The sequence below is a fragment of the Stenotrophomonas sp. yr243 genome, assembly GCF_900184195.1.
In the GTDB taxonomy this organism is placed as follows: domain Bacteria; phylum Pseudomonadota; class Gammaproteobacteria; order Xanthomonadales; family Xanthomonadaceae; genus Stenotrophomonas; species Stenotrophomonas lactitubi.
Window position 1 is genome coordinate 219,426 of record NZ_FXWT01000002.1, and the last position, 12,364, is coordinate 231,789.

The 12,364-nt window shown below is 66.8% G+C and carries 12 protein-coding genes; 7 read left to right on the top strand and 5 right to left on the bottom strand.

Annotation, left to right across the window (positions count from 1 at the left end; genetic code table 11):
- Positions 1–198: 198 nt before the first annotated feature.
- From QOL57_RS07790 to QOL57_RS07810, 5 genes are read left to right on the top strand one after another with little or no spacing between them, the layout of a single operon-like run.
- Positions 199–1,599, top strand: coding sequence for a polysaccharide lyase 6 family protein (locus QOL57_RS07790; protein WP_244900655.1), 1,401 nt, complete (start codon positions 199–201; stop codon positions 1,597–1,599).
- Positions 1,596–3,851 carry an oligoalginate lyase gene (locus QOL57_RS07795; RefSeq protein WP_089236516.1) on the top strand — a complete coding sequence of 752 codons (2,256 nt, stop codon included), beginning with the start codon at positions 1,596–1,598 and terminating at the stop codon, positions 3,849–3,851. The genes QOL57_RS07790 and QOL57_RS07795 overlap by 4 nt, the downstream gene beginning before the upstream one ends.
- Positions 3,848–5,152 carry an MFS transporter gene (locus QOL57_RS07800; protein ID WP_089236517.1) on the top strand — a complete coding sequence of 435 codons (1,305 nt, stop codon included), beginning with the start codon at positions 3,848–3,850 and terminating at the stop codon, positions 5,150–5,152. The genes QOL57_RS07795 and QOL57_RS07800 overlap by 4 nt, the downstream gene beginning before the upstream one ends.
- A gap of 45 nt (positions 5,153–5,197) precedes the next feature.
- Positions 5,198–5,950, top strand: a complete 753-nt coding sequence (locus tag QOL57_RS07805) for a glucose 1-dehydrogenase (protein ID WP_089236518.1) — start codon at positions 5,198–5,200, stop codon at positions 5,948–5,950.
- 14 nt (positions 5,951–5,964) lie between these two features.
- Positions 5,965–7,149 (top strand): GDSL-type esterase/lipase family protein, encoded by a 1,185-nt coding sequence (locus tag QOL57_RS07810; RefSeq protein ID WP_089236519.1) that lies wholly within the window; start codon positions 5,965–5,967, stop codon positions 7,147–7,149.
- Between the two features lie 33 nt (positions 7,150–7,182).
- Here QOL57_RS07810 and QOL57_RS07815 read toward each other — a convergent pair whose 3' ends face one another.
- The 5 genes from QOL57_RS07815 to nudE all read right to left on the bottom strand — a co-directional run bounded on the left by QOL57_RS07815 (position 7,183) and on the right by nudE (position 10,117).
- Entirely contained in the window at positions 7,183–7,485 is a 303-nt protein-coding gene (locus tag QOL57_RS07815) for a DUF962 domain-containing protein (protein WP_089236520.1), read from the bottom strand.
- Between the two features lie 94 nt (positions 7,486–7,579).
- A complete protein-coding gene (locus tag QOL57_RS07820) occupies positions 7,580–7,906 on the bottom strand; it encodes a YnfA family protein (protein ID WP_089236521.1) in 327 nt (108 codons plus the stop codon).
- On the bottom strand, positions 7,903–8,739 hold the full coding sequence (mazG, locus tag QOL57_RS07825) for a nucleoside triphosphate pyrophosphohydrolase (protein ID WP_089236522.1): 837 nt from the start codon (positions 8,737–8,739) through the stop codon (positions 7,903–7,905). The genes QOL57_RS07820 and mazG overlap by 4 nt, the downstream gene beginning before the upstream one ends.
- A 14-nt stretch (positions 8,740–8,753) precedes the next feature.
- Complete coding sequence (gene cysQ / locus QOL57_RS07830) at positions 8,754–9,557, bottom strand: 3'(2'),5'-bisphosphate nucleotidase CysQ (RefSeq protein ID WP_089236523.1); 804 nt, start codon at positions 9,555–9,557, stop codon at positions 8,754–8,756.
- On the bottom strand, positions 9,554–10,117 hold the full coding sequence (nudE, locus tag QOL57_RS07835; RefSeq protein WP_088100969.1) for an ADP compounds hydrolase NudE: 564 nt from the start codon (positions 10,115–10,117) through the stop codon (positions 9,554–9,556). The genes cysQ and nudE overlap by 4 nt, the downstream gene beginning before the upstream one ends.
- Before the next feature lie 77 nt (positions 10,118–10,194).
- Between nudE and bioA the strand changes: the two genes are divergently transcribed.
- Both bioA and QOL57_RS07845 read left to right on the top strand, forming a co-directional pair.
- Positions 10,195–11,586, top strand: coding sequence for an adenosylmethionine--8-amino-7-oxononanoate transaminase (gene bioA / locus QOL57_RS07840; RefSeq protein ID WP_220387513.1), 1,392 nt, complete (start codon positions 10,195–10,197; stop codon positions 11,584–11,586).
- Positions 11,577–12,314 (top strand): 16S rRNA (uracil(1498)-N(3))-methyltransferase, encoded by a 738-nt coding sequence (locus tag QOL57_RS07845; protein WP_089236525.1) that lies wholly within the window; start codon positions 11,577–11,579, stop codon positions 12,312–12,314. Before bioA ends, QOL57_RS07845 begins: the two co-directional genes overlap by 10 nt.
- The last annotated feature ends 50 nt before the right edge of the window (positions 12,315–12,364 follow it).

The following is a 12,364-nucleotide window of genomic DNA, read 5'->3' on the forward strand; positions in this document are numbered from 1 at the left end:
GACTGGATTTTTCGTAATACCTTTGATTCAGACCGGTTGCCCGCCATTTCATGTGCTGATGCAGCATGACTTTGCGCGCAACGTGGCTTACAACACACCCAACAAGTGGTATGCACACCCACTCTGAAACCGCGGCATCGCCGTCTCTGGAAGGACTTCATGCGCACTCAATCGACTTCGCACCGCCTTTCTAAACCTATGCTTGTGCATTGCCTGGCAATTGGACTGGCAACATGCCTGACCAGTTCACCCGCAACGGCTGCCAGCTGGCTCGTCCACGACGCCAGCGCGTTCGCCACCGCCGCTGCCGCCCTGCAGCCCGGCGATGAGATCGTGCTGGCCGATGGCACCTGGACCGACGCGCGCCTGCTGCTGAAGGGCCAGGGCACGGCCACCGCTCCGATCGTGCTGCGCGCGCAGACGCCGGGCAAGGTGATCCTCAGCGGGGCATCGGACCTGCGTCTGGCCGGCAGCTACCTGCAGGTCTCCAACCTGGTGTTCCGCAACGGCTACACCCCGGGTGACGCGGTGGTGGCCTTCCGCGAGTCGAGCAAGGCGGTAGCCAGCCACAGCCGCGTCACCGGCTTGGTCATCGACGACTACAGCAATCCCGATGGCAGCGACCAGGACTACTGGGTGTCGCTGTACGGCAACAACAACCGCCTCGACCACGGCCAGCTGCGTGGCAAAACCAACGCGGGCCCGACGGTGGTGGTGGTGCGTGATGCCACCCAGGGACTGGACAACCAGCACCGCATCGACCACAACTGGTTCGGCCCGCGCCCGGCGCTGGGCGTCAATGGCGGCGAAACGATCCGCGTCGGCACCAGCGACACCTCGCTCAGCGATTCCAACAGCACGGTGGAAAACAACTGGTTCGAGGGCTGCGATGGCGAGACCGAGATCATCTCCAACAAGTCCGGCGGCAACACCTTCCGCGGCAACGTGTTCTATCGTTCGGCCGGCGCGCTGACCCTGCGCCATGGCAACGGCAACCGGGTGATCGACAACCTCTTCCTCGGCGACGACAAGGCCGGCACCGGCGGCGTGCGCATCATCAACGCCGACCAGACCGTCAGCAACAACTACTTCGAACGGCTGGCCGGCTCCAGCAACCGTTCGGCGCTGGCGGTGATGGATGCACAGGCCAATCCGCCACTGTCCGGCTATGCGCCGGTGGTCAACGCCACCATCAGCCGCAACACCTTTGTCGACGTGGCGAAGATCAGCTTCGGCGTTGGCCATGACGAGGCCAAGGGGATCGTGGTCGCGGCCAGCAACAGCCACTTCAGCGGCAACCTGATCGTCAACCGCACCAGCAAGAATCCACCGAATGCGGCCAGTTCGCTGGCGGGCATCGCCTTCAGCAACAACGTGCAGTCGCCGCAGGCCAGCAGCGTATTCCCGGGCGGGGTGAGCAGCGCCAGCATCGCCCTGCAGCAGGCCGCCAGCGATCTGTGGGTGCCGGCAACACCCCTGCCCACCATCGGCGCCGATCCGGCGCTGGCGATGACCCCGCGCGAACAGACGGGGGTGGACTGGTATCCCAAGGTGGGCGAGGTTGCCCTGTCACGCACCAGCACCGGAGTTGATCGATGAGGTTGCAGCCGCTGTCCCTTTGTTCCCACCGTCTGGCGCTCGCCCTTGCCCTGGCCGCTCCCTTCGCCCTGCTGCCGACGATGTCGCTGCACGCTGCACCTGCCGCAGCCGCAGCCGCGCGACAAGGCGATACCGCGCCGGTACTGGTGACCGCTGCACAGTGGCAGCAGATGGCCAGCGAGGGCAGCCGCTATCCGTGGTTCGCCAAGGAGCAGGCGCGTACGCAGAAATCGCTGCAGAAGATGATGAAGGCCGGCATCGACGTGCCGGTGCCGAAGGACAAGGGCGGCGGTCGCACCCATGAGCAGCACAAGCGCAATTACCAGGCCCTGCTGGCCGCCGGCACCCTGTACCGGCTGACCGGCGACAAGGCCTATGTCACCTATTCGCGCGACATGCTGCTGCAGTACGCCAAGCTCTACCCGACCCTCGGCCCGCATCCGGAAGGACGCGGGCAGATTCCCGGCCGGGTGTTCTGGCAGGTGCTCAACGATTCGGTCTGGCTGGTCAACGCCATCCAGGGCTACGACGCGATCCGCGATGCGCTGTCGCCTCAGGACCGGCAGACCATCGAATCGCAGGTGTTCCGGCCGATGGCCGAGTTCCTGGCCAGCGAGCCGAAGAACTATGACCAGATCCACAACCACGCAACGTGGGCGGTAGCTGCCACGGGTATGACCGGCTACGTGCTGCGTGATCCGGAACTGGTGGAGAAATCGCTGCGCGGTAGCCGCAAGGATGACCAGTTCGGTTTCCTGCGGCAGATCGACCTGCTGTTCTCGCCCGATGGTTATTACGAGGAAGGCCCCTACTACCAGCGCTACGCGCTGGCCCCGTTCCTGCTGTTCGCCAACGCCATTGAGCGCAACGAGCCGCAGCGGAAGATCTTCGCGCGCCGCGACGGCGTGTTGCTGAAGGCGGTGGACGTGCTGGTGCAGACCAGCTACGACGGACTGTTCTTCCCGATCAACGATGCGATCCTGGACAAGGGCATCGACACCGAAGAGCTGGTGGCGGGCATCGGCATCGCCTATGCACAGGCCGGCGATGATCGCCTGCTGTCGGTCGCGCAGCAGCAGAAACGCCTGCTGCTGTCACCGGAAGGCCTGCAGGTGGCGCAGGCATTGGCGGCCAACAAGGCCAAACCGTTCGACTACCGGCCGATGCTGCTGCGCGATGGCCCGGACGGTGAACGCGGCGGTCTGGCAATCCTGCGCATGGGCGGCGAACGCGGCCAGGCGCTGGTGCAGAAGGACACCATGCAGGGCATGGGCCATGGCCACTTCGACAAGCTCAACTGGCTGTTCTACGACAACGGCAATGCCGTGGTGACCGACTACGGCGCAGCACGCTTCCTCAACGTGGAAGCCAAGCGAGGCGGCATCTACCTGGCCGAGAACCGCAGCTGGGCCAAGCAGACCGTGGCCCACAACACCCTGGTGGTGAACGAGCAGAGCCACTTCAAGGGCGACTGGAAGCGCGGCGAGGAACATGCGCCCACGGTGCGTTTCTTCCAGGCCGACGCCGATACCCAGATCGCTTCGGCGACGATGCGTGATGCTTACCCAGGCGTGGTATTCACCCGCACCCAGGCATTGCTGCGCCACCCCGAACTTGGCCTGCCTGTGGTGCTGGACTTGCTGCAGGTGCATGGCGACAAGACCGCACGCTACGACCTGCCGCTGCACTTCAACGGCCACATCGTCACCACCGGTTTCGAAGCCGAGCATTTCCCCACCCAGCGCCCGGTGCTCGGCGGCGAAAACGGCTACCAGCACCTGTGGCTGGACGCACGCAGCAAGGCCGGCAGTGAACCGCGCACGCTGGCATGGCTGCTCGACGGACGCTTCTACACCTACCGCTTCGGCAGCAGCGCGCCATCGCAGGCATTGCTGGTGGAAAGCGGCGCCAACGATCCCGAATTCAACCTGCGCCGCGAACCGGCACTGCTGCAGCGCGTGGAAGGACAGAAGGATGTGACCTTCTTCAGCGTGCTGGAGCCGCATGGCGAGTACAACGGCACCGCCGAGTACGTGCACGGCGCCGACAGCCGCATCAAGCAGATCATCCGCACACGTGGCAATGATGCCGAGGTGCTTGAGCTGCGCCTGGCCAGCGGCGCACGCATCGCACTCGGCGTGGCCGACGACAGCGAGGCGAAGGGCGAACACAGCGTGACGGTGGACGGCCATGCCTACCGCTGGAGCGGCAGCCATGCGCGCATGGACCGCAGCAAGGGTGACGCGCGATGAACGGCCCCTCGGCCGTGACCACGCTGCGCAAGGTGCCGGTGCGCTCGGCCGTGCGCTGGCTGATCGTCGGCCTGATCGCGGTGGCCACGGTGATCAACTACATCGACCGCAATGCGCTGGCGGTGATGTGGCCGGAGATCGCCAAGGAGGTCGGCGCGACCAAGGACGACTACGCGCTGCTGGTCACGGTGTTCATGCTGTTCTACGCCGCAGGCCAGTTCCTGTTCGGGCGCCTGTTCGACATGATCGGGACGCGGCTCGGGTTCGCCTTGTCGATCAGTGTGTGGTCGATCTCGATCGCGCTGCATTCGGTCACCCACTCCATGCTGTCCTTCAGCGTGGTGCGGGCGATGCTGGGCATCAGCGAAGCCGGTGCCTGGCCCGGCGCGGTGAAAGCCAACGCCGAATGGTTCCCTGCGCGTGAACGCGCCCTCGCACAGGGCATCTTCAACGCAGGTGCGTCCATCGGCGCCATCGTTTCGGCGCCGGCCATCGCCGGCCTGTACCTGTGGCTGGGCTGGCGCGGCACCTTTGTGCTGGTCGGTGCGCTTGGCTTCCTGTGGCTGCTGCCGTGGCTGTTCGTCTATCGCGCCGGCCCGGACAAGCACCCGTGGGTGAGTGACGCCGAGCGACGCCTGATCATGGAAGGCCAGACCGGCCAGCAGCGCGCGGATGCGCCCAAGGTCAGCGTGCGATCGCTGCTGGCCCACCGGCAGAGCTGGGGCATGCTCGCCTGCCGCTTCCTGCTGGACCCGATCTGGTGGCTGTTCGTATCGTGGCTGCCGATCTATCTGGCCGAGACCTTTGGCTTCGACATCAAGCAGATCGGCCTGTTCGCCTGGGTGCCGTTCGTCGGCGCCATGCTGGGCAGCCTCAGCGGCGGCTGGCTGTCGGGGCGGCTGATCAACGCCGGCCATGGCGTGGACCGCGCACGCAAGCTGTCGATTTCGCTCGGCTGCGTGATCATGGCACCGGCCCTGCTCGGTGCGGTACTGGCCAACCAGCCGCTGTTTGCGGTGCTGGCGATCGCTGCGGTGCTGTTCGGTTTCCAGATCGCCATCGGCAACATCCAGACCCTGCCCGGCGATCTGTTCGACGGCCGCTCGGTCGGCACGCTGGCCGGTCTCGGCGGCCTGGCCGCAGTGGCCGGCACGTTGATCACCACCTGGCTGGTGCCGGTGCTGACCCGCCATTCCTACGCACCGATCTTCATCCTCGTCGCCGCACTGGTGCCGCTGTCGCTGGTGGCGCTGTGGTGGTGGACCGGACCGATCCACAAGCTCGACCGCAACGACGGTTGAGCCCCCTTCCCCTCGCATTCCCCCGCAAACCAAGGAGTTTCCCGCATGTCGTTCCAGGACAAGGTGGCCATCGTCACCGGTGGTGGCCGTGATATCGGCCGTGCCGTCTCGATCAAGCTGGCTGCGGCCGGTGCACGCGTCTGCCTCAATTACGCCAACGACGAAGCCAGCGCGCAGGAAACGCTGGCGCTGATCAAGGCGGCCGGTGGCCAGGCCATCGCTCACCGCGCCGACGTCACCGATCCGGCCGCGGTGGCCGGTCTGGTCGCAGCAACCCAGGCGGCATTCGGCCAGCGCATCGATGTGCTGGTCAACGTGGCCGGCGGCATGGTCGAGCGTCGTCCGCTGGCCGATATCGACCCGGCGTTCTTCCACAAGGTCATCGACCTCAACCTGACCTCCACCTACCTGACCACGCACGCGGTGGTGCCGCACATGGGCGAAGGCGCGGCGATCGTGAACTTCGCCTCGCAGGCCGGTCGCGATGGCGGTGGCCCTGGCGCGGCGATCTACGCCACAGCGAAGGCCGGCGTGATGACCTTCACCCGGGCCATGGCCAAGGAGCTGGGGCCGAAGGGCATCCGCGTGAATGCGCTGTGCTGCGGCATGATCGCGACGCGCTTCCATGACGAATTCACCAAGCCCGAAGTGCGCACGGCGGTGGCCGGCGCGACGCCGCTGCGTCGCCAGGGCCTGCCGGACGAAGCCGCCGATGCAGCGGTGTACCTGGCGTCGGACGCAGCAGCGTTCGTCACCGGCGCCAATCTGGACGTCAACGGCGGCACCTACTTCTCCTGACCGGACCGAAGCCCATGCAGCGCTGGATCACCCTGCTTTCCCTGGCCATCGGCAGCGCCGTGGCCGCCCCCGCGGCGCTGGCCGCACCGGTCTGGGTCACCGCTTGGACTGCCTCGCCCGCGCCTGACCGCAAGGATGGCAGCGCCGATGCGCCGGTACAGTTCGCCGCGCAGACCGTGCGCCAGGACATGCGCCTGGGCAGCAAGGGCGATGCGCTGCGGCTGCGCATCAGCAACGAGCTGGGCACCACGCCGCTGCATGTGGAAGACGTGCGGTTGCGCCTGAAGGATGGCAAGGCGTCAGCGCTGCCGGTCACCGTCGATGGACGCGTGTCCATCGACGTACCGGTAGGTGCAGCGCTGCTGAGTGATGCGCTGCCATTGCAGGTCGCCGCCCTGCAGGAGATCAGCGTGACCGCGTACTTCCCGCAGCCCACCCGCCCTGCGGTGCGCCGCACCGTGGTGCGTGTGGCCGACGGAAAGCAGGATGCGGTCGCCGACAGCGTGCGCGTGGGCTACCAGCAGAATGTGTTCTCGGCCGTGCTGGTGCAGCGCGCGGATCGGCCGCAGGTGATCGTGGCCCTGGGTGATTCCATCACCGAAGGTGCGACGGCCTCGCGTGGCTCGTTCAACCAATGGCCCGAGCGGTTGGGCCAGCGTCTGCAGCAGGCCTGCCCGGACCGCTTCGTGGTGCTCAACCAGGGCATCAGCGGCAACAAGCTGCTGGACCATGGTCGCAGCCACAGTGCGCTGTCACGGCTGGATCGCGACGTGATCGCAGTGGCCGACGCCGACCAGGTGATCCTGTTCGAAGGCATCAATGACATCCGCCACGGTGGCGGCGCACAGCCTCTGCCGGGACGCAGCACGGCGGACATGCTGCTGGGCTACCGCCAGGTGGCCGCCCGGCTGCATGCGCATGGCATCCGCGCTCATCTCGGCACATTGACGCCCTTCGGCGATTCGGAGCGCTACGAGCCGGTATCGGCCGCCACCCGCACCGCGATCAACCAGTGGGCGCGTGGCAAGGACACCGGTTTCGATGGCGTAGTGGATTTCGATGCGGCGCTGCGTGATCCGAAACAGCCTGAATCATTGCCGGCGAACATCACCCGCGATCATCTGCACCCGAACGACGAGGGCTACCGGCGCATGGCCGACTCGATCGACCTGGCGATGCTGGGCTGCACGGCGCGTTGAATCACGCAGCGCGGGCCAGCGCCCCGAACGACATCACCATTTCACCCTGCCGCGCAGGATGTCGGCGAACATCACCCAGTCTCCGATGAAGGAATACAGCGGATGACGGAAGGTTGCAGGGCGGTTCTTCTCGAAGAAGAAGTGGCCGACCCAGGCAAAGCCGTAGCCGCAGGCCAGTGCAGCCAACAGCAGCAGCGGCTGCCCTCGCAGCACGGCGCTGGCGACCAGCAGCAGCACGCCGCAGCTGCCGATGAAGTGCAGGCGACGCGAGACCGTGTTGCGGTGCTCGCTGAGATAGAACGGGTAGAACTCGCGGAAGCTGGCAAAGCGGGACATGCGCATGCTCCGTTCGTTGAGTGTAGTGCCGAGCCATGCTCGGCTGCCTTTGCCAACGGCGGTCAAACATCACTCGACTCTACACCGCCGCGACCTACCCGGGCTGTCGCGGCCCGAACATGATCACCGCCATGCCGGCCAGGCAGAGTGCAGCACCCAGCATGTCCCAGCGGCTGGGACGGATGCCGTCGACCAGCCACAACCAGAACAGCGCCGTGCCGATGTACACGCCACCATATGCTGCGTAAACGCGGCCGCTGGCGGTCGGGTGCAGGGTCAGCAGCCAGGCGAACAACGCAAGACTGGCCGCCGCCGGCAGCAGCAGCCAGATGCTGCCGCCCTTGCGCAGCCACAGCCAGGGCAGGTAACAGCCGACGATCTCGGCCAGTGCGGTCAGCAGGAACAGACCCAGCGTTTTCACGCTTTTTCCGTGGCCTTGGCGTGCTGCCAGAGCGCTTCCTGTGCATCCAGATCGAGTGCAGCCAGCGAATCGCCGTGTGCCTCGGCCTGCGCTTCCATCGAACGGAAGCGACGTTCGAACTTGTGGTTGGCCCCACGCAGCGCGGCGCCCAGATCGATGTCCGCATGCCGCGCCAGGTTTGCGCAGACAAACAGCAGGTCGCCCAGTTCCTCCTGCAGGCGCGCCTTGTTGCCGGCAATGTCACCGCGCTCGAACTCCTCGCGCAGTTCCTGTAGTTCCTCGGCCGCCTTGTCCAGTACCGGCAGCGGACCGGGCCAATCGAAGCCGACCTTGGCCGCCCGCGACTGCAGCTTCACCGCCCGCTGCCATTCCGGCAGGCCACGCGAGATGCCCGCAAGCGCCGAGGTGTCCCGCTCACCCTTCGCCGCGCGTTCGGCGCGCTTGATCGCGTCCCAGTTGCGCATCACACCATCAGCATCGTCGACGCTGACGTCGGCGAAGACATGCGGATGGCGCCGCTGCATCTTGTCGCTGATCGCGCGCGCGACCTCGGCAAAGGCAAACGCCCCCTGCTCTTCGGCCATGCGCGCATGGAACACCACCTGCAGCAGCAGGTCGCCCAGTTCATCGCAGAGGTCGTCGAGGTCGCCCCGATCGATCGCATCGGCCACTTCATAGGCTTCCTCGATCGTATAAGGGGCGATGGTGGCGAAGTTCTGTTCCAGGTCCCAGGGACAACCGCCCTGTGGGTCGCGCAGGCGCGCCATGATGGCCAGCAGGCGCTCCAGCTCCGCGCTGGCGTCGCCGGTGGCAGGGGTGTCGTGCGTGCTCATGCGTTTCTCCAGGATCAATCGGACAACCAGTCCCGCCACGGCAGGCTGGTATCGCCCAGCGCCATGAACTCACCGTTCAACAGCGTCGGCCGGCGGTTGTAGCGGAACGGCTTGCCGGTACCGACCGAAAGCACCGCACCACCGGCCGCGTGCAGCACGCACTGGCCGGCAGCGGTATCCCATTCGGAGGTCGGGCCCAGCCGCGGATAGACATCCAGTCCGCCTTCGGCGATCCGGCAGAACTTCAGCGAAGACCCCTGCACCACGGTCTCGATGTCGCCCATCCGGGCCAGCAACGCATTCGTCTCGGCTGAGCGATGCGAACGGCTGGCGGCGACCCGCAGCGGTGCAGTCGCGGGTGTACGGGTACGCAGTACGGTGTCATGTACGCCCTGCCGGCGATACGCCAGCTCGCCCCGCATCGCGTGCCAGACAATGCCGGTGACCGGCGACTGGACCACGCCGAAGGCCGGCGCGCCCTGGTAGATCAGCGCGATGTTGACGCTGAACTCGCCATTGCGCTTGACGAAATCACGGGTGCCATCGAGTGGATCGACCAGCCAGTACGCGCCCCAGTGCTGACGCTGCTCCCACGGCACCAGCGGCGACTCTTCCGACAGGATCGGCAGGTCCGGGGTCAGCTGGCGCAGCCCCTGCTGGATCACCCGGTCGGCAGCGAGGTCGGCAGCGGTGACCGGGCTGTCGTCGTCCTTGAGTGTCACGTCGAAACCATTGCTGTAGATCTGCATGATGGCCTGCCCGGCTTCCTGGGCGATGGCGATCGCGGTCTCGCGCAGTTCCGTGGTCAGCTTGATCATCGTGCTCCCTGCAGCCACTGGCGGGCGATGAACAGCGCCGCCAGCGAACGCCCTTCGGAAAAGTCCTCGCGCAGCATCAGCTGGTCCAGATCGGCTAGCTTCCACGGCACCACTTCCAGCTCCTCCGGCTCGTCTCCGGCCAGCTTCTCCGGATACAGGTCGCGCGCGACCACCAGCCAGGACTGATGGCTCATGTAGGTCGGTGCCAGGGTCATCGCGCGCAGCACGTCGACCTGCCGTGCGCCATAGCCGGCCTCTTCCTTCAGCTCACGGTCGGCGGCCTGCTCCGGCGTTTCGCCGGCATCGATCCGGCCCTTGACCAGGCCAAGCTCGTAGCGATGCATGCCGGCCGCGTATTCACGCACCAGCAGCACGGTTTCATCATCGAGCATCGGCACCACCACCACCGCGCCATGGCCACGGCTGACCAGGCGCTCGAAGCGGCGGCGTTCGCCATTGGAGAACTCCAGGTCCAGGTGCTGGCGCTGGAAGGGCCCGTTCTCCTCGTCGGTGATCCGATGGATGATCGGCAGAGGACGCCTGGCGCGGTCATCGTTCATGCGGAATCTCCGTGGCAACCGACGCATGCGCCGAGGCCGATAGAATGTGCAGGCAGCAACATGTTCATGAGCCCGAAATGCTAGCAGACCCAACCCCCTCTCCGCTGGTCCAGCACTGGCGGCAACGCGACCTCCAGGTCCTATGGCACCCGTGCACGCAGATGCGCGAGCATCCGCACACGTTGCCGCTGGTGCCGATCGCCCGTGGCGAAGGCGCCTGGCTGATCGATCACGACGGCAACCGCTACCTGGATGCCGTCAGCAGCTGGTGGACCAACCTGTTCGGCCATGCCGAGCCGCGCATCGGCGGTGCCATCGCCGCCCAGGCCGGGCAGCTGGAACAGGTGATGCTGGCCGGCTTCGGCCATGAACCGGCGATCACCCTGGCTGAACGCCTGCTGGCCCTGGCGCCGCGCCAGCCCGGCCGCGCGCCGCTGGCCAAGGTGTTCTACGCCGACAACGGCTCGGCCGGCGTCGAAGTGGCGCTGAAGATGGCCTTCCAGTATTTCCAGAACCGCGGTGAGAACCGGCGCACACGCTTCGTCTCGCTGGAGAACGGCTACCACGGCGAGACGCTGGGCGCCCTCGCACTGGCCGACATCCCGCTGTATCGCCGCGTCTATGCGCCATTGCTGGCCGAAGGCCTGTTCGCGCCCTCGCCCGACGCCTACCTGGCCGAGCCCGGGCAGAGTGCGGCCGACCGCGCACGCCAGGCCGCCGATGGCCTGGCCACGCTGTTCGACCAGCATCCGGGCGAAATCTGCGCGTTGATCCTGGAGCCGCGGCTGCAGTGCGCCGGTGGCATGCGCATGCACGATCCGGCCTATCTGCAGCGCGTGCGTGAGCTGTGCGATGCCCATGGCGCCTTCCTGATCGCCGACGAGATCGCCACCGGCTTCGGCCGCACCGGCACCCTGTTCGCCTGCGAGCAGGCCGGGGTGATGCCCGATCTGCTGTGCCTGTCCAAGGGCCTGACCGGCGGTTTCCTGCCCTTGGCTGCGGTGCTGGCCACGCAGGCGCTGTACGACGCATTCCTTGATGATTCGCGTGAACGCGCCTTCCTGCATTCGCACAGCTATACCGGCAACCCGCTGGCCTGTGCGGCGGCGCTGGCCACGCTGGACATCTTCCGCGACGACGATGTGATCGCGCGCAACCGCGGCATCGCCTCGGTGATGGGGACCCTGGCCGCACCGTTTGCCGACCATCCACACGTGGCCGATGTGCGCCAGGCCGGGATGGTGGTGGCCTTCGAACTGACCCGCAACGGCGACAAGCGCACGCCCTTCGATCCGGGGCTGAAGCTGGGGCTGCATGCCTACAAGGCGGCGCTGAAGCGCGGCGTGGTGCTGCGCCCGCTGGGCAACGTGCTGTACTGGATGCCACCGTACTGCGTGGACGACGAACAACTGGAGCTGCTGGCGCATACGACGCTGGCAGCCATCGACGAGGCGATTGCATGCGCGTGACCCGCTGCCCCATCGACCTGGCGCTGCACAGCGGCCAGACCGTGACCCTGCCGGAAGAGACGGCCAACCACCTGGTGCGGGTGATGCGCCTGCGCGAGGGCGACACCTGCGTGCTGTTCAACGGCGATGGCCACGACTACACCGCGACGTTGACGCTGGCCGGCAAACGCGAAGTGCAGGTGCGCATCGACCAGGTGCAGCCGATCGCCAACGAATCGCCGCTGACGATCACCCTGCTGCAGGGCATCGCACGCGGCGAGAAGATGGACCTGATCCTGCAGAAGGCCACCGAACTGGGGGTGAGCGCGATCGTTCCGGTGAATGCCGAGCGTACCGAGGTGAAGCTGGATGCAGCACGCGCGGAAAAGCGCGTGGCACACTGGAACAACGTGGTGCAGTCGGCCTGCGGGCAATCCGGCCGTGCGCGCATTCCGCAGGTCGGGCCGCCGCAGTCGCTGGCACAGGCCAGCGCGGCACTGCCAGCCGACACGTTGCGGTTGACCCTGGACCCGCTGGGAGCGCACCGGCTGTCGACACTGCAGGCGGCGCCGGCCGGCGGCGTGGTGATCGCCATCGGCCCGGAAGGTGGCTGGTCGCCGCGTGACCGTGAGCAGCTGGCGGCCGCAGGCTTCCAGGGTCTGCAGTTGGGCCCACGCATCCTGCGCACGGAAACCGCAGGTCTGGCCGCGATCGCGGCATTGCAGGCACGGCTGGGCGATCTGGGATAAGGCTCCGGTCCGGTGGCCGCTGCGCTCGCCGGGCATGGCCCGGCGCTACC

Excerpts from the sequence above, each read along its gene's own strand:
- QOL57_RS07815 (WP_089236520.1), bottom strand. The coding sequence starts at position 7,485 with ATGTCCCGCTTTGCCAGCTTCCGCGAGTTCTACCCGTTCTATCTCAGC.
- QOL57_RS07810 (WP_089236519.1), top strand. The coding sequence starts at position 5,965 with ATGCAGCGCTGGATCACCCTGCTTTCCCTGGCCATCGGCAGCGCCGTG.
- cysQ (WP_089236523.1), bottom strand. The coding sequence starts at position 9,557 with ATGATCAAGCTGACCACGGAACTGCGCGAGACCGCGATCGCCATCGCC.
- bioA (WP_220387513.1), top strand. The coding sequence starts at position 10,195 with ATGCTAGCAGACCCAACCCCCTCTCCGCTGGTCCAGCACTGGCGGCAA.
- nudE (WP_088100969.1), bottom strand. The coding sequence starts at position 10,117 with ATGAACGATGACCGCGCCAGGCGTCCTCTGCCGATCATCCATCGGATC.
- QOL57_RS07795 (WP_089236516.1), top strand. The coding sequence starts at position 1,596 with ATGAGGTTGCAGCCGCTGTCCCTTTGTTCCCACCGTCTGGCGCTCGCC.
- QOL57_RS07845 (WP_089236525.1), top strand. The coding sequence starts at position 11,577 with ATGCGCGTGACCCGCTGCCCCATCGACCTGGCGCTGCACAGCGGCCAG.
- QOL57_RS07805 (WP_089236518.1), top strand. The coding sequence starts at position 5,198 with ATGTCGTTCCAGGACAAGGTGGCCATCGTCACCGGTGGTGGCCGTGAT.
- mazG (WP_089236522.1), bottom strand. The coding sequence starts at position 8,739 with ATGAGCACGCACGACACCCCTGCCACCGGCGACGCCAGCGCGGAGCTG.
- QOL57_RS07790 (WP_244900655.1), top strand. The coding sequence starts at position 199 with ATGCTTGTGCATTGCCTGGCAATTGGACTGGCAACATGCCTGACCAGT.
- QOL57_RS07800 (WP_089236517.1), top strand. The coding sequence starts at position 3,848 with ATGAACGGCCCCTCGGCCGTGACCACGCTGCGCAAGGTGCCGGTGCGC.